The organism is Massilia sp. Masssp93 (genome assembly GCF_059491295.1).
The window spans coordinates 1,588,733-1,605,613 of the sequence record NZ_CP168502.1 but is presented as its reverse complement, the minus strand read 5'-3'; the positions used below and the strand labels follow the sequence as shown (position 1 = coordinate 1,605,613).

Here is a 16,881-nt window from a genome sequence, read left to right as displayed (position 1 = left end):
ACCAAAACTGCTGGGCCATCGTCGCCGCCACCGTTATACTGTACAAAAGTACAGTTGGCGCGGTATGACGATGATCAGAGTCCTGGAAAACGAGTTTTATTATCTGGATAACTTCCAGCGCGTGCTGGACTGGATCGCCGAGCGCTACGCCGACCTGCTCATCGACGACGAGCACGCGTTCATCGCCGCCTTTCCCCGGCTGCCGCGGCCGGCGCGCGCGCTGTTCGTCCGGATGGTGATGCGCAAGGGCACCCTGTTCCGGGCCAGCAAGCTCAACTATGCGGAGATCGGCTGCCCGGTCGAGGCCGCCCGCACTCTGCTGCCCAGCGGCTGGATCGAGTCCGATCCGGTCCTGACGCTCGACGAATTGTTCGGCCTCTTGGCCAAGCCGGAGCTGGCCGAGGCGTTCGGCTTCACGGGCGCACGCAAGAGCGCGCGCAAGGCCGACCAGCTCGAAGCGCTGCGCGCCGACGCCGCCCATGCCGCGGACCGCCCGTTCTCGCAGTGGTATGCCGGCTGCGGCGACCTCGCGCTGCGCCTGCTCGTGCAACCGCTGTGCGACCGGCTGCGCCTCATCTTCTTCGGCAACCTCGCCCAGGACTGGACCGAGTTCGTGCTGTCCGACCTCGGCCTGTTCCGCTACGAGCGCGTGGAATTCTCGCCGGCCTCGCGCGGGTTCCGGGCGCGCCAGGACATCGATCATTACCTGCAGCTGCACGCCTGCAAGGAACGCTATTACGGCGGCGAACCGGCGCTGGATGTGCTGGCCGACGTGCCGCGGCACGCTTTCGGCAACGACTGGCTCGACAGCCGCCGCGAGCGCCTGCTGTTCCAGCTCGGGCAACTGCTCGAAAAGGAAAGGGACTGGGACAACGCGTACGCCGTGTACGCGGACTGCCGCTATCCGGGGGCGCGCGGACGCGCCATCCGCGTGCTGGAAAAGCACGGGAAATTCGATGAGGCCCATGCGTTGTTCGAGACGGCGCAGCAAGCCCCGGAAAGCGAAGCGGAACGCCAGCACCTGCTGCGCCTCGGTCCGCGCCTCGCGCGCAAGCTGGGGCACCTGACGCGCCCCGCGCGCCGCGCGACGCCGGCCGCGCGGCTCGACCTGTGCCTGCCGCTGCCGGGCGGAGAATGGCGTGTCGAAGGCGTCGTGCTGGAGCACCTGTGGCGCGACGACGCGCCCGTCTACTACGTCGAGAACACGCTGGCCAACACGCTGTTCGGCCTCCTGTGCTGGCGCGCCGTCTTCGCGGCCATTCCGGGCGCGTTCTTCCACCCGTTCCACCGCGGCCCGGCCGACCTGTTCGCGGCCGATTTCTACCAGCGCCGCAAGGACGACTTCGAAGCCTGCCTCGCGCTGCTGGACGACGGCCGCCACCGCGCCGCCATCCTCGCGACATATGACGAGAAGGCCGGCCTGCAATCGCCGTTCGTCGCGTGGGACTGGCTCGGGCGCGACCTCATCGAACTGGCCCTCGATTGCATCCCGGCCGCGCACCTGAAGCTGTGGTTCCGCCGCATCCTGCAGGACGTGAAGGAAAACCGCACGGGCTTCCCCGACCTGATCCAGTTCTGGCCGGGCGAAGCGCGCTACGACATGATCGAAGTGAAGGGCCCGGGCGACCGCCTGCAGGACAACCAGCTGCGCTGGATCGACTACTGCGCCGCGCACGGCATGCCGATCACGGTGTGTTACCTGCAGTGGGAGCAGGCCGCGGCATGAGTGAAAACGACAGCGGCGCGCGCTACGTCGTCGCCGTGCGCGCCCTCTGCGAATTCACGGCCAAGCAGGGCGACCTCGATCTGCGCTTCACGCCCTCGCCCACGGCGCAGGAAGGCATCGCCGGGCATGCCGTCGTGGCGTCCCGGCGCGGCGAGCAATACCGCAGCGAGGTGACGCTGGCGGGCGACTGGGGCCCGCTGCACGTGCGCGGCCGGGCCGACGGCTACGACCCGGACCGGAACCTGATCGAAGAAGTCAAGACGTACCGCGGCCAGTTCGCGAGCATCCCCGACAATCACCAGCGCCTGGCATGGGCCCAGCTGCGCGTCTACGGCCATTTGCTGTGCGGGCAGCTCGGCATGGACGAGGTCAACCTGGCGCTGGTCTACTTCGACATCGGCAGCCAGCAGGAGACCGTCCTGCGCGAGACCCGCACGCGCACCGAACTCGCGGCGCTGTTCGACGATCAATGCCGCCGCTTCGTCGCGTGGGCCGGCCAGGAACTCGCGCACCGCACGGCGCGCGACGCGGCCCTGACGGCATTGCGCTTCCCGCATGCGGACTTCCGTCCCGGCCAGCGCCAGCTGGCGGAAGCGATCTTCCGCGCCAATGCGAACGGACGCAGCCTGCTCGCGCAGGCGCCGACCGGCATCGGCAAGACCGTCGGCACGCTGTTCCCGGTGCTGAAGGCGGCGCCCGCGCACGGCCTCGACAAGGTCTTCTTCCTGGCCGCCAAGACGCCGGGACGCCAGCTGGCGCTGGACGCCGCGGCCACGTTGACATCCGGCGCCACGATCCCGCTGCGCGTGCTCGAACTGAGCGCGCGCGACAAGGCCTGCGAGCATCCGGACAAGGCCTGCCACGGCGATTCCTGCCCGCTCGCCAAAGGGTTCTACGACCGCCTGCCGGCCGCGCGCGAGGCCGCCGCCGGGGCGCAGATGCTCGACCGCGCCGCCCTGCGCGACATCGGCCTCGCGCACGACGTCTGCCCGTACTACCTGGGCAGTGAAATGGTGCGCTGGAGCGACGTCGTCGTGGGCGACTACAATTACTGGTTCGACGGCGGCGCCATGCTGTATGCGCTGGCGCTGGAACGGGGCTGGAAGGTCAGCGTGCTGGCCGACGAGGCGCACAATCTCGTGTCCCGGGCGCGCTCGATGTACACCGCGACCGTGCAACGCGGCGACCTGCGCGCGGCCCGCGCCGTCGCGCCGCCATCCCTGCACAAGGCGCTCGACAAGGTCAAGCGCGCGTGGACGGACGTGAGCAAGGCCGCGCCCCTGCCCTACCAGGTGCTGGATGGCCTGCCCGACAAATTCCTGAACGCGCTGCAGGGCGCGGCCAGCGTCATCACGGAACACATGGCGGCATTCCCGGTGCCGCTCGATCCCGCGCTGCAGGACTTTTATTTCGCCGCGCTGCAGTTCGGGCGCCTCGCCGAATCGTTCGGCGAACACTCGCTGTTCGACGTCGCGCGCGCGAATTTGCCGGGACATGAACGCGATACGACGCTGTGCATCCGCAACGTGGTGCCCGCCCCGTTCCTCGGCCCGCGCTTCGCGTACGCCCGTTCGACGACACTGTTCTCGGCCACGCTGAGCCCCTGGCATTATTTCGCCGACCTGCTCGGCATGCCCGCGGACACGGCGTGGGTCGACGTCGATTCCCCGTTCAGCGCGAGCCAGCTGGACGTGCACGTGGCGCACGGCATCTCGACGCGTTACCAGGAACGCGCCGGCTCGCTCGCGCCGATCGCGACGCTGATGGCGGACCAGTACCGCGCCCGGCCCGGCAACTATCTCGCATTCTTTTCCAGCTTCGACTATCTGCAGCAGGCCGCGGACCGCTTCGAACGCGAGCATCCGGACATCCCGGTGTGGCGCCAGGCGCGCCGCATGAGCGAGCCGGAACGGGCCGAGTTCCTCGCGCGCTTCGTCGCCGGCGGCTGCGGCATCGGCTTCGCGGTGCTGGGCGGCTCGTTCGGCGAAGGCGTCGACCTGCCGGGCGAGCGCCTCATCGGCGCGTTCGTCGCGACCCTCGGCCTGCCCCAGGTCAACCCGGTCAACGAGCAGCTGCGCCGGCGCATGCAGGCGATGTTCGGCGCCGGCTACGACTACACCTATCTCTATCCCGGCATGCAGAAGGTGGTGCAGGCGGCCGGCCGCGTGATCCGCACGGAGCAGGACCGCGGCGTCGTATGGCTGATCGACGACCGCTTCGCGCGGCCGGAAGTCCAGGCCCTGCTGCCCGCGTGGTGGCATGCCGGCCAGGCGGCTTAACGCATCAGGTCCCGGACTTTCTGGTAGCCGCTGCGGCTGATCGGGATGCGCGCGCCGGACTTGAGCACGGCGCAATGGCCGTCCTTGCCCGTCGGCTCGATGCGCGCGATGGCCGCCAGGCTGACGATGTACGAACGGTGCACGCGCAGGAAGGCCTGCGGATCCAGCTGGCTTTCCAGTTCGGCCATGCGCTGGCTCTTCAGCCACTGGCGGCCTTCGGCGAAGAATGCGACGTAATCGTCCTGGGCCTCGACGTAGTCGATGCGCGCGACGGGAATCACCTGCACGCGCGCACCGTCGCGGATCAGCACCCGCTCGATCGGCTGGTGGCGCGCCTGGGCGTCGCTCACCAGCGCACGCATCGCCTCGTCGCCCGGGATCGCGGACGCCGGCGCGGCCAGCCGGTCGCGCGCATGCGCCAGCGCCTGCGCGAGGCGTTCGCGGGTGAACGGTTTCAGGAGATAGTCGAGCGCATGGACGTCGAACGCGCGCAGCGCGAACTCGTCGTAGGCCGTGACGAACACATAATGCGTCTTCGCGCCGGCCAGCTCGACGACTTCGAAGCCGTCCAGCTTGGGCATCTGGATGTCGAGGAACGCGAGATCGGGCGCCAGCTCCGCGATCGCCTTCACGGCCTCGAAGCCGTTGGCGCATTCGCCGACGATCTCCACGTCGGCGTGCAGGCCCAGGTGTTCGCGCAACACGGCGCGCGCCAGCGGTTCGTCGTCCACGATGATCACGCGCATGCGTCAGGTCCCTTCCATATCGGTTGCGGCGTGCGGCTCGGCGGCCGTGACGGCCGGCAGCGCCAGCTCCACGACGAAGCGGCCGTCGCGGCGCGCCCAGTGCGCGCTGGCCTCGTGGCCATGGGCCGCGGCCAGGCGCTGGCGCACGTTGACGAGGCCCAGGCCCGTGCCGCGCGCACCGCCGGCGCCGTCGGCATCGACGTCGTTCTCCACGCGGATGCGCAGGATCGATCCGGCACGCGCCGCCTCGATGCGCACGCGGCCCGTCTCGACCATCTGGCCGATGCCGTGCTTGATTGCGTTTTCCACGAGCGGCTGCAACAGCATCGGCGGCAGCAGGCAGGCGCCGGCGGCCGGATCGATGGCGGCCTCGAAGCGCAGCCGGTCGCCGAAGCGCACCTGTTCGATGGCGACGAAATGGCGCACGAGCTGCAGTTCGTGGTCGAGCGTGACCTTGCGGTCGGCGTGCAGGCCCAGCGTGTGGCGGAAGAACTCGGCCAGCTGCACGGTCATGTCGCGCGCGGCCGCCGGATCGAGCGACGTCAGCGCGCTGACGGAATTCAGGCTGTTGAACAGGAAGTGCGGATCGACCTGGGCGCGCAGCATGCGCAGCTCGGCATCCTGCGCCATCAGCTTCATCTGCAGGCGCTGCGTTTCGAGCTGGCGCACCCGTTCGGACTCGATGAGCAGATAGTTCACGGCGGCCGCCAGGCCGTACAGGACGATGCCGAGGCCGAACATCGACGCGAGCACCGGGGCGCTTGCGACCGGCAGGTAACTCTCCGGCGCCAATGCGGTCAACAGGCTGTTCCACGCGGCGCCGATGGCGCACCACAGCGCCGCCGCGCAGGCCGCCGTCATGCCGATGCCGGCGGCGATCGCGGGCGGCCGGCGCCGATCGAGCGGATACGCGCGGCACACGTAATAGGCGGAAAAGCCGGTGGCGTACGCGTACACGAGGGCCAGCGGTACGGCGAACGCCAGGCTCGCGCCCCAGCCCGCGCCGCTGACGGCCAGCATGGCCGCGAGCAGCAGGCCCAGCATCAGCCAGGCCAGCAGGTAGAGCAGCGCCGCGCGCCAGTTGGCGAAGACCCCGTGCACCGGCGGCGCCTCTAGTTGCGCACTTCCACGCCACCCATGATGGCGTAGCCCGTGATGACGAGACGCTTGCTGCCGTCGGGCGGCCTGACGGTTTTTTCGGAAAAGCCGCCCATCAGCGGGGTGCCGTTCAGGACGACGGTCCAGTCGGGGGGCACCTTGATGTTGATGCCGCCCCAGATCGTGAAGACGTTGATCACGGCTTCCTTGACGATGGACGCTTCGCGCAGGTCGAGCGCGCAGCCGCCCATCACGGCCGTGATCTCGCCGCCGCGGAAATCCTGCGCGCTGACGCGGCGCTCGAAGCCGCCCAGGACCGCGACGATGTCGACGACGTTGTCCAGGCCGGCCCCGGCCACGGCGGCGGAGCGCGCCACCCGTCCCGGGCCGAGCGAGCGGAACAGCACGAGGCCGCCCAGCGCGATCATCACCAGCGGCCACAGCGTGCCCCAGCTGATGTAGAAGAACCCGAGGCGCCCGAGGATCATCAGCACGCCGACCGCGATCAGCACGCCGCCCATGTAATTGCCGCTGCGCGGCCCGTTGCCGAACAACGCGGCGCAGCCGGCCACGATGAAGACGAGCGGCCAGAAGCCGATCGCGTGGCGGAAATTCAGGATGTCCAGGTTATCGAGCAGGAACAGGACGCCCATGCCCACCACGAGCAGGCCCAGCACGACCTGGCTCGACGCACGGTTCGTATTATTTTCCATGGCCGTTCCCTCCCTTGGCACCGAAGCGGCGCTCGGCGATCGGCCGGATCGCCATCGTGATGCCGCTGATGATGATGAACAGCGGCCAGCTGTTGCGGAACGTGAGGCCCCACAGGCCTTCGAGCACGGCGAACAGCCACAAGCCTATGAACACGGTCCACAGGCCGTTGGAAAATTCGCGGGCACTCGGGTAGCCGATGGTCTGGTTGATGCCCACCACGACCAGCAGCAGCGGCGCGTAGTGCCACAGCGCGCGGACGTCGAACACATCCATCTGGTCCAGCAGGAAGGCCACGCCCAGCCCGACCAGCACCAGGCCCCACAGCACCTGGCGCCGCAGGTGGTAGGAAGCTTCGCTATTCATGTTACCTCCGGGTTGTCGTCGAATCGAATGACGACACGATAACGGAGATGCGCCCGGCGGGGGAAGCGCTTTTCGGCCAACGGCGGCGCGGTGCCGGTGAACGGCGCAAAAAAGCCCGCCATGTCGCCATGGCGGGCTTGCGGGAAGCGGGTGATGCGGCGGGCGGATCAGGCCATGATCACGCGGCCGCGGCGGCCGGTGCGCGCTGGCCCTTCTGCTGGTTGCGGTATCTGGCGCGGGCGGCGGCGATCTTGAGGGCTTCGCGCGCGATGTTCATCTTGTGGATTTCCTCGCGCTCTTTCTTGCCGCGGTGCTGGGCGATGTGTTTGCTGCCGATCTTGGCGGTCATGGGCTTCTCCTGTTCGGTGACGGTCAAACTGCAAATCGTTTTCAGGAACGGGAGGTGCCGATCCGGTCATCCGCCGGCATCAGCATGCCCCAGCCCAGCTGGCGCCGGATTTCTTCCGGCGTCGGCGGCGGCTTCGTATCCTTCGAGCGGCGCTCGAGGTATTCGCGCACGAGATGCTTGGGTGGATGGTTCGTCGTAGTCGTAGACATGGCAACCTCCGCTTCCGGTGAGGCCGGCGCGTTCGCGGCTCGATGACCGCGGCGCCGCGCCGGCGTGGGAATCTGGTGCCGATCCTCGAGGCGACCGGCTGACCTGTCGAGGTGGTTGGCTGCCTGCGGAAGATCGCTGGTGCCTCACTCGACGCCTCCATCGTAGCCGGGTGGCGGGGATGCCGACCGTTAGGTGCCGCACACTGTTCGCCCCCTTGAGTTCCAGTCCTACAAACCCCCTTCAACTGCGCCTACGCGACAACGCGGAGCATGAAAAAAAGGGGCCCGAAAGCCCCTTCTGCATGTCGTCACGACGCCTTCAGAACCGGTATGTCAGCTTGAGGTAGAACTGCCGGCCGCTGACGTCAAGCTTCTGCTGTTCCTCCTCGCTGTAACGATAGTAGGCGCGCTTCACGTCGGTCAGGTTCGTCGCGTCGAACGCGAGCACCAGATCGGGCGTGACGTTCCAGCTGGCGTTGAAGGCCAGCGTCGTCACCGGCGCGGCCATCGTCGGCGCGGTCGGCATCAATACGCCGTTGACGCTGTACAGACCCTGGCTGTTCGCCGTCGGCGCCGGCGCCGTGGAGCTGTTCACGTATTCGCTGCGGTAGTTCGCCACGAGGCGCAGCGACACCTTGTCGTTCTCGAAGTAGCCGCCGAGGTTCGCTGCCCATTCGGATGCGCCGACCATCGGCCGGCCGTCGTCGACCTTCGTGTGCGCGCGGCTGATGTTGCTGGTGAACCCGAAGCCCGTCGTCCCGATCGGCTGCTCGTACGCCAGTTCGAGGCCCGCGATGTGGGCGCCCTGCTGCTGCGACGTCTGCACGGCGTACGTCTTCATCGCCTGCGCCGCCGAATCCCACAGGTCGATCGTGGCGCCGCCGGACGTGCCGGTCTTCGCATAGCCCTGGATGCGCGAGTAGAACAGGTTCACCGCGACGAGCGAGCGGCGCGCGAAGTACCAGGCCCACGATGCGTCCAGGTTGTCCGCCGTGAGCGGCTTGATGTCCGGGTTCGGCCCCGTCACGCGGCAGCCCTGCGCGTCGCACGTGGGGGAACCGAAGCCGGCGCCGAGCAGGTTGTAGTTCTGGCGGCCCACCGTGCGGCTCGCGCCGAGGCGCACGATCTGCTCCTTCGTCAACTCGTAGCGCAGGTTCATGCTGGGCAGCCAGTTGTCGAAGCGGCGGTCGGTCTTGATGAAGTAATAGGTGTTGCCGGTGTTGTTCTTGAAGGCCTCGTTGTCGTAATACGGTTGCAGGTCGCCCGAGGTCGTGATCGCGTCCGGATAGGCCGCGCATGGAATCGCCGGCTGGCCGGGCGCGGCGCGCAGGCAGACGCCGGCCGGGATCGGCGTCGGGATGTCGGCGTTGATGCGGGTCTGCACGAAGCGCAGGCCGACGTTGCCCGACCAGCGGTCGCCTTCCAGATTCGCCATCACATAGCCCGCGCTCTGGCGCTCGCGCATGTGCAGCTCGGACGCGATGCGGCGCTCGTAGTCGTCGGTGGTCGTCTTGGTGGCGCCCTGGAAGTAAGCCATCAGCACGGCGGGATCGAACGTATAACCCGTGTTGTCCCAGCCGGCCGGACCGTCGAGGCCCGCGCCGAAGTTGGATGGCCAGGGCACGGTGCTGGTCGGCGCGCCGATCGTGATGTCACGGTTGTGGAAGGCCGGATAGCGGCGTGCGCTGTCGCGGTGGTGGTCGGCGTAGCGCAGGCCGCTGTCGACCGACTGGAGCCAGCCCTTCGCGACGCGGTAGTTGCCGTCGATCTGGCCGCTCGTTTCGCGGTCCGTCGTCTTCAGGCCGGAAATCGTGCGCACCACGAGCTGGTCCGGCTTGATGCCGGTGCCGTAGTACTTCACGTACGGCGCGTTGTCGACGCCGGCCAGCGCATACGACACGCCCGTGCCGAAACTGGCGTAGGTCAGGCCCTGGTCGAAGTCGGTCTTGCCGACGCCGCGCGTCGTCGACAGCAGCGTCTTCAGGGTCAGGTCCGGGTTGACGCGCCACTTGCCGTCCAGGTCGAGGAAGGAACTGGTGGCACGCGCGCCCTGGCGATAAAAGCCTTCGGAGTTGCCGATGTACTGGGGCGGCGTCCCGTCCGGGAACATGATGTCGGCGCTTTTCAGTACGCGCAGCTGGTCGCCGTACATCGTCGTCTCGGTCACGATGACGGGGTTGCGGATCGAGGCGAACACCTGCTGGCCGTTCGAGTTCGTGTTCGGCGCCGACGCACCGGTGGCGCCGTCGGGCAGCGAGGCTTTACCGAGCAGCATGCTGTACATGGCGCCGGCCTTGAGGCGGCCGTAGTTCGGCGCCTTGAGTGTGGACGTGAAACCCGTCATGGTGACGTCGAGGTCCTGGTTCGGCTTGAACTCCAGCGAGAACATGCCGCCCTTGCGGTCGCGCACGCCCTCGACGAACTCCGTGCTCATCGAACCGGGCAGGCGCACGCCGTTCAGGTCCGCGGCCTTGTAGCCGCTGCCGGCCAGCGACGCGTCCGTGATGCCCTTCATCGTGGCCGTGTTGATGACGTCCCAGCCACTGCTCGTGCCGTAGGCGAGGCGCGACGCGGAATCGCGGCGGATGTAGCGCTTTTCCGCGAAACCCTGGACGATGAAGCCGAACGTGCCTGCCTCGTTCTTCCAGTTGACGGACGCGTTCAGGTCCGGTGCCGTCTTGCCCGGCAACGTGGCATAGCTGGCACCCGCGCTGACCAGGCCCGACAGGCGTTCCTTCTGCGCCAGGGGTTTGCGCGTCGTCACGTTGATGGTGCCGGCCAGGCCGCCGTCGACGATGTCGGCTTGCGACGTCTTGTAGACGATGGCCTGGTTCAGCACCGACGAGGGCATCAGCGACAGGCTCGTCGACCGGCTGCTCGACGCCTGGTCGGCGATGTACCAGTCGCCGCTGCTGACCGTGTGGCCGTTGAAGACGATGAGGGACATGTCCGGATTGGTGCCGCGCATCGCCACCTTTTCCGCTTCGTCGTAGTCGGTGCGGACGGCCACGCCGGGCAGGCGCTGCAGCGAGTCGGCCAGGTTCTTGTCCGGCATCTTGCCCACGTCCTCGGCCGTGATCACTTCGACGTTGGCGGTGGCGTCGCGCTTGACGGCCAGCGACCTGGCCATCGACGCGCGGATGCCCGTCACTTCGACTGTCTGCATCGGGGTGCTGCCGGCGTCGGTCTGGGCCAGCGCGGGCGTGCCCGCCACGGCCAGCCACGCCATCGAGACAGCGGCCGCGAGCGGCTTCTGCTTCAACATTTCTCTCTCCTCCATTTATCGTCGTAGGGCCGGTGTATCCCGGTCGCGCGCTCAGTATTGACGATGACAAAGTGGTTGGATAATGATTACTGTTGAAGAATCTATAACTTAAAGGAATGCTCGTCCGTGCGGATCACGCGGGGTCATACCCGTATGAATAATTTCATTTTGACAGCATCATTCGGCCGGGTTAGCGTAGCGGTTTATTGTCCCTCCAAGGAATGCCATGCGTCGTACCCGCGCGCCGTCCGCGCTGTTGATCCCCACCCTGATCGCCCTGCTGGTCGCCGGTTGCGCGGCGCCGCCGGCCGCGCCGCCCACGATCGCCGCCGACGCCGTTCCCACGGTGCAGGCCTTGGCCACGGAACCGCTGGAAACGATCCTGGCGAAGCCGTTGTACCGCATGCATCCCGTCGAGGCGGGCCGTTACATCGCCTGGGTGCACGAGGCCGAACCCGACCTGCGCAAGCGCATCGCCGCGATCGCCCGCAAGAACCTCGGCCAGCCCTACCGCCTGAACCTGCTGGGCGAATTCCCTTACCAGGTGCACGACGATTTGCCGATGTTCAGCCTTGACCACAGCGATTGCGTCGTATTCGCGGAACACACCTATGCGATGGCACTGTCGCAGTCATGGGAAGAATTCTTCTGGATGCTGCAGCGCATCCGCTACCGCGACGGCATCATCGGCGTGGCCACGCGCAATCACTACACGGAAATGGACTGGAACGTCGCCAACCGCTGGCTCGTCACCGACATCAGCGCCGAACTGGCCGGCCAGGACGGTCCGGCCTACACGATGACGATCGACCGTGCCCGCTTCCTCAAGACGCGCCACCACACGGACGTGAACATCCCCGTCGAAACGAGCCGCCAGGCCTATGTGCCGAAAGAGCGGGTGGCCGCCATCGCGAGCCAGCTGCGCGAAGGCGATCTCGTCAACGTGATCTCCACGCGCGACGGCCAGTACTGGGCATCGCACGTGGGCCTCGTCGTGCTGGGTGCCGACGGCCAGCGCCACTTCATCCATTCGTCCGACCCGCAGGTCCGCGAGGAAACGTTCGAATCGTATATCGCGCGCGCCGCCGCCCGCGAAGAACGCAACCGCCAGGCGGGCAAGAACGGCCAGGTCCTGGCCGGCTTCAAGTTCCTGCGCCTGAACGACGACATCGTGGTGCCGCCGATGGCACCGCAGCCGCGCCCGGGCCATCCGGCCGGCGCCTGAGCCTCCCCGTCCGACGCGCGGCCCGCGGCCGCCGGACGGGCATCCCCCGCCTCCCTTCCCGACGCCTGCGCCGCGACGGCATGACCACGCCGTCGTGGGTCGCCGGCCATTCCGTATTTCCCGTTTTCTCTAAATCTATTTCCAAAAACTAATTCGTTGTCCGCAATTACGAATTACGCCCAGATATATTCCTCAATTCAATTTCCTATTTTTATGTTCGCGTCATTCGCGACAAATTCCGTTTAGGCGGTTGAGCATGGTCAAACCCGCATTTCATATACGCCGGGATAATAAACTTACTCAGCAATATTTAATCTAACTGGCGGCACATTCCATCCACCGATCGATCACCCCGGAAACAAAATCGCACGCTCGATAACCCGTTTGTTTTTACCGACGGATATTCATCTTCGCCAACTCACGCTGCGTTCCAGAATCATGATCAAGCTAAATCAAGCGCTTATCAGTCGATTTTGCTCCAGAATGGTATCTCTGCATCGCACGACGAAAATCGCGCTGATGATCTCGGTTGATCTGATCGCACTGCCCTTCTGCTTTCTGATCGCAATGCTGCTGCGCGGCGGCGATCTGAAACTGGCGTCCCATTTCGGGCCGGCCTCGTATATTCTGGTCGCGGTCGTCACAATCGCCGCATTTTCCGTTTCCGATTTATATCGTGCCGTCATTCGTTTCATCGACCAGCGTTTATTGAGCGTCACCGGCATCGCACTGGCCATCGCCATTTTATGTGCCTATGCCGTCACGTTCTCGATCAAGGAAGAAAACTTCCCGCGCAGTGCATTGGCCATTTACTGGTTCATCGTATTTTCGTATGTCATTGCGTCGCGGCTCGGCGTGCGTAATTTCCTGCGCAACCAGCATGCCGACCGGCGCAGCGCCACCGAAGTGGTCGCCATCTACGGTGCCGGCGAGGCCGGCGCACGGCTGGCGCAGGCGATGCGCAACAGCGACGAATACCGCCCGGTCTGTTTCTTCGACGACAAGCACGCGCTGAACGAACGCAACATCGGCGGACTGCGCGTGTTCCATACGGACCGCCTCGTCGAGATCGTGGGCGCCATGTGCATCCGCTCGATCGTGATCGCCATCCCGTCCGTGTCGCCGGAGCGCCTGCGCGACATCATGCAGCGGCTCGCGCAGGCCGGCATCAGTACCAAGATCCTGAGCCGCCTCGTCGATCTCGCCGACGACAAGGCCACGCCGCGCGAAACCATCCGCGACCTCAAGTTCGAAGACCTGCTCGGCCGCCCGCCCGTGCCGCCGCGCCTCGACCTGTTCGCCCGCTGCGTGCACGGCAAGACGGTGCTCGTCACGGGCGCCGGCGGCTCCATCGGCAGCGAGTTGTGCCGCCAGATCGTCACCCTCGGGCCGACCCGCCTGCACCTGCTCGACCACTCGGAGTTCGCGCTGTACACGGTTCGCCAGGAGCTCGCCATCCGCTTCCCCGACATCCCCGTGGAGGCGCACCTGGGCTCCGTCTGCAACGCCGACCTCGTCGAACGGATCCTGCACGCGGGTCCGGTCGACACGATCTACCACGCGGCCGCGTACAAGCACGTCCCCCTCGTCGAGACGAACATCGTCGAAGGCCTGCGCAACAACGTGCTGGGCGCCCAGGTGGTCGCCAGCCAGGCGGCCCGGCACGGCGTCGAGACCTGCGTGCTCATCTCGAGCGACAAGGCGGTGCGGCCGACCAACATCATGGGCGCCAGCAAACGCATCGCGGAACTGATCTTCCAGGCCGCGGCGGCGCGCCACGGGCCAGGCAACCACGCGCCCACGACGTTCTGCATGGTCCGCTTCGGCAACGTGCTCGGGTCGTCGGGCTCCGTGATTCCCCTGTTCCAGCGCCAGATCGCGCGCGGCGGCCCGCTCACCATCACGCATCCCGACGTGTCGCGCTACTTCATGCTGATCCCCGAGGCGGCCCAGCTGGTGATCCAGGCGGGTGCCATGGCCAAGGGCGGCGACGTGTTCGTGCTCGACATGGGCGAACCGGTCCGCATCGTCGACCTGGCGCGCACCCTGATCGCCCTGTCCGGCCTGACGGAAAAGTCGCCGCAGAATCCGGACGGCGAGATCGAGATCCGCTACGTCGGCCTGTTCCCCGGCGAGAAACTGCACGAGGAATTGCTGACGGACGGCGTCGTCTTCCCGAGCGACCACCCCCGCATCATGCGCATGAAGGAAAACGCCCTGCGCCCGGGCGTGCTCGACACCTTCATCACGTGCCTGATGATGGCCTGCGAGACCCATGAGCGCGCCATGATCGAGGCGATGGTCAAGGCCATCGTCACCGAATACAGCCCCAACCGACCGACGGTGGAGCCGGCCGCGGCCCCCGCCGCGGCGGCCACATCCGCGACGACCGCCGCCGCGCCGCTCGCGGCGCCGCCGCAGCGACTGGGCCTGATCAAGAGATTCGTGCCGTTCCGGATTTGATGACGGCGCGGCACCTTCCACCCACCCGTTTGGCGAGGACACACATGCGTGACGAAAGCAAACCGGCCTGTCTCGAACAGCTCACCACCCGGCTGAGTGAGCGCACCGCCGTCATCGGCATCATCGGCCTGGGCTACGTCGGCCTGCCGCTGACGCTGCGCTATGCCGAAGCGGGTTTCCGCGTGCTCGGCATCGACATCGACGGCGCCAAGGTCGAACGCCTCAACCGCGGGGAAAGCTACATCAACCATATCGCCGCCGCCGACATCGTCCACGCGCGCGACCGGGGCTTCGAAGCGACCACCGACTTCAGCCGCGCCGGCGAACCGGATGCGCTGATCATCTGCGTGCCGACGCCCCTCAATGCCTACCGCGAACCGGACCTGTCCTTCGTCCTCGGCACGACGGACGCCCTGGTGCCGTTCATGCGGCCGGGCCAGGTGCTGTCGCTGGAAAGCACCACCTATCCGGGCACGACCGACGAAGAGCTGAAGCCGCGCCTGGAATCGCGCGGATTCACGATCGGACAGGACGTCTTCCTCGTGTTCTCGCCCGAGCGCGAAGACCCGGGCAACCCCGACTTCCATACCCGCACGATCCCGAAAGTATGCGGCGGCGTCACGCCGGCCTGCCTGGAAGCGGGGATCGCGCTGTACAGCCCGGCGATCGACCGCGTCGTGCCGGTCAGCTCGACCCGTGCGGCCGAACTGACCAAGCTGCTGGAAAACATCCACCGCGCCGTCAACATCGGCCTCGTGAACGAGATGAAGATCATCGCCGACCGCATGCAGATCGACATCCACGAGGTGATCCGCGCCGCCGCCACGAAGCCCTTCGGCTTCACGCCCTACTACCCCGGCCCCGGGCTGGGCGGGCACTGCATCCCGATCGACCCGTTCTACCTGACGTGGAAGGCGCGCGAATACGGCCTGCACACGCGCTTCATCGAACTCGCGGGCGAGATCAACAGCGACATGCCGCACTGGGTCGTGGGCAAGCTCACGGACGCGCTGAACCGGCGCGGCAAGGCCGTGATGGGCAGCCGCGTGCTGGTGCTGGGCATCGCGTACAAGAAGGACGTCGAGGACATGCGCGAATCGCCGTCGGTCGAGCTGATGGAAATCCTGCGCGAAAAGGGCGCCGTCGTCGACTACGCCGATCCGCACGTGCCTGTGTTCCCCCGCATGCGCGAGCACCACTTCGACCTCAGGAGCGTCGAGCTGACCCCGCAGCGGATCGCGTCCTACGACGTCGTGCTGGTGGCCACGGCGCACAGCGCCTTCGACTTCGAACTGGTGCGCCAGTATGCCGGCCTGATCGTCGATACCCGCGGCGTCTATGCGTCCCCGTTGCCGAACCTCGTCAAAGCCTGAGGAGCCGCCATGCGCCAGTATCCCGCTCCCATCACGGACCGCAAGATCCGCTTCGCCCTCGTCGGATGCGGTCGCATCGCCGCCAATCACTTCGAGGCGCTGCGCCAGCATCAGGACCGTGCCCAACTGGTCGGCATCTGCGACGTCGACCCGCGCGCCCTCGACCGCGCCGTCGGGGCCACCGGCGCGTCTGCCTACACGAGCCTGGAGACGATGCTGCGCGATTGCGCGGCCGATGCCGTCGTCGTCACGACGCCGTCCGGCCTGCATCCCGAGCAGGCGATCCGCATCGCGCAGGCGGGCCGCCACGTCATCACGGAAAAGCCGATGGCCACGCGCTGGGAGGACGGCAAGCGCATGGTGGCGGCCGCCGACGCGGCCGGCGTGCGCCTGTTCGTCGTCAAGCAGAACCGCCGCAACGCCACGCTGCAGCTGCTCAAGCGGGCCGTCGACAAGAAGCGCTTCGGCCGCATCTACATGGTCAACCTGAACGTGTTCTGGACGCGCCCCCCCGAGTACTACCGGAGCGCCGACTGGCGCGGCACGTGGGAATTCGACGGCGGCGCCTTCATGAACCAGGCCAGCCATTACGTCGACCTGATCGACTGGATCGTCGGCCCCGTCGAGAGCCTGCAGGCCTATACGGCCACGCTGGCGCGCGACATCGAAGTGGAGGACACGGGCGTGCTCAGCGTGCGCTGGCGGAACGGCGCCCTCGGCTCCATGAACGTCACCATGCTCACCTACCCGCGCAACCTGGAAGGGTCGATCACCGTACTGGGCGAGCACGGGACCGTGCGCATCGGCGGCGTCGCCGTCAACGACATCCAGCAGTGGGAATTCGCCACGCCCGACCCGGACGACGCGCTCGTGACGGACGCCAGCTACCAGACGACGTCCGTGTACGGCTTCGGTCATCCGCTGTACTACGACAACGTGATCCGCGTGCTGCGCGGCGAGGCCGAGCCGGAAACGGACGGCCGCGAGGGCCTCAAGTCGCTGGAAGTGCTCGTGGCCGCCTACATGTCCGCGCGCGACGGCAAACGCGTCGCCCTGCCCCTGGAGTACTGA

The 16,881-nt window shown here is 67.0% G+C and carries 13 protein-coding genes; 6 read left to right on the top strand and 7 right to left on the bottom strand.

The annotated features are described in order from the left end of the window. Positions 1-70: 70 nt before the first annotated feature. Positions 71-1,726 (top strand): VRR-NUC domain-containing protein, encoded by a 1,656-nt coding sequence (locus ACEN9Q_RS06860; protein WP_495627795.1) that lies wholly within the window; start codon positions 71-73, stop codon positions 1,724-1,726. Then, on the top strand, positions 1,723-4,005 hold the full coding sequence (locus ACEN9Q_RS06855) for an ATP-dependent DNA helicase (protein ID WP_495627794.1): 2,283 nt from the start codon (positions 1,723-1,725) through the stop codon (positions 4,003-4,005). The genes ACEN9Q_RS06860 and ACEN9Q_RS06855 overlap by 4 nt, the downstream gene beginning before the upstream one ends. Here ACEN9Q_RS06855 and ACEN9Q_RS06850 read toward each other — a convergent pair. The 7 genes from ACEN9Q_RS06850 to ACEN9Q_RS06820 all read right to left on the bottom strand — a co-directional run bounded on the left by ACEN9Q_RS06850 (position 4,002) and on the right by ACEN9Q_RS06820 (position 10,749). After that, positions 4,002-4,751, bottom strand: coding sequence for a LytR/AlgR family response regulator transcription factor (locus tag ACEN9Q_RS06850; protein WP_495627793.1), 750 nt, complete (start codon positions 4,749-4,751; stop codon positions 4,002-4,004). The genes ACEN9Q_RS06855 and ACEN9Q_RS06850 overlap by 4 nt on opposite strands. Before the next feature lie 3 nt (positions 4,752-4,754). Then, on the bottom strand, positions 4,755-5,852 hold the full coding sequence (locus ACEN9Q_RS06845) for a sensor histidine kinase (RefSeq protein WP_495627792.1): 1,098 nt from the start codon (positions 5,850-5,852) through the stop codon (positions 4,755-4,757). 11 nt (positions 5,853-5,863) lie between these two features. Next, positions 5,864-6,562 carry a LiaI-LiaF-like domain-containing protein gene (locus ACEN9Q_RS06840; protein ID WP_056435278.1) on the bottom strand — a complete coding sequence of 233 codons (699 nt, stop codon included), beginning with the start codon at positions 6,560-6,562 and terminating at the stop codon, positions 5,864-5,866. Next, complete coding sequence (locus tag ACEN9Q_RS06835; protein ID WP_056435281.1) at positions 6,552-6,926, bottom strand: LiaF transmembrane domain-containing protein; 375 nt, start codon at positions 6,924-6,926, stop codon at positions 6,552-6,554. Before ACEN9Q_RS06835 ends, ACEN9Q_RS06840 begins: the two co-directional genes overlap by 11 nt. A 178-nt stretch (positions 6,927-7,104) precedes the next feature. Further along, the gene (locus ACEN9Q_RS06830) at positions 7,105-7,275 is read right to left on the bottom strand and encodes a hypothetical protein (protein ID WP_200958234.1); all 171 of its coding nucleotides are present in this window, start codon (positions 7,273-7,275) and stop codon (positions 7,105-7,107) included. 41 nt (positions 7,276-7,316) lie between these two features. Beyond that, complete coding sequence (locus ACEN9Q_RS06825; protein ID WP_200958235.1) at positions 7,317-7,484, bottom strand: hypothetical protein; 168 nt, start codon at positions 7,482-7,484, stop codon at positions 7,317-7,319. A gap of 319 nt (positions 7,485-7,803) precedes the next feature. Then, positions 7,804-10,749, bottom strand: a complete 2,946-nt coding sequence (locus ACEN9Q_RS06820; protein ID WP_495627791.1) for a TonB-dependent receptor — start codon at positions 10,747-10,749, stop codon at positions 7,804-7,806. A 226-nt stretch (positions 10,750-10,975) separates the two neighbouring features. On the opposite strand from ACEN9Q_RS06820, the gene ACEN9Q_RS06815 reads away from it, so the two are divergent. The 4 genes from ACEN9Q_RS06815 to ACEN9Q_RS06800 all read left to right on the top strand — a co-directional run bounded on the left by ACEN9Q_RS06815 (position 10,976) and on the right by ACEN9Q_RS06800 (position 16,881). Continuing rightward, complete coding sequence (locus ACEN9Q_RS06815; RefSeq protein ID WP_495627790.1) at positions 10,976-11,974, top strand: N-acetylmuramoyl-L-alanine amidase-like domain-containing protein; 999 nt, start codon at positions 10,976-10,978, stop codon at positions 11,972-11,974. 519 nt (positions 11,975-12,493) lie between these two features. Continuing rightward, the gene (locus tag ACEN9Q_RS06810; RefSeq protein WP_495627789.1) at positions 12,494-14,437 is read left to right on the top strand and encodes a polysaccharide biosynthesis protein; all 1,944 of its coding nucleotides are present in this window, start codon (positions 12,494-12,496) and stop codon (positions 14,435-14,437) included. A 44-nt stretch (positions 14,438-14,481) separates the two neighbouring features. Then, positions 14,482-15,810 carry a nucleotide sugar dehydrogenase gene (locus ACEN9Q_RS06805; protein ID WP_495627788.1) on the top strand — a complete coding sequence of 443 codons (1,329 nt, stop codon included), beginning with the start codon at positions 14,482-14,484 and terminating at the stop codon, positions 15,808-15,810. 9 nt (positions 15,811-15,819) lie between these two features. Then, positions 15,820-16,881, top strand: a complete 1,062-nt coding sequence (locus ACEN9Q_RS06800; RefSeq protein ID WP_056435294.1) for a Gfo/Idh/MocA family protein — start codon at positions 15,820-15,822, stop codon at positions 16,879-16,881.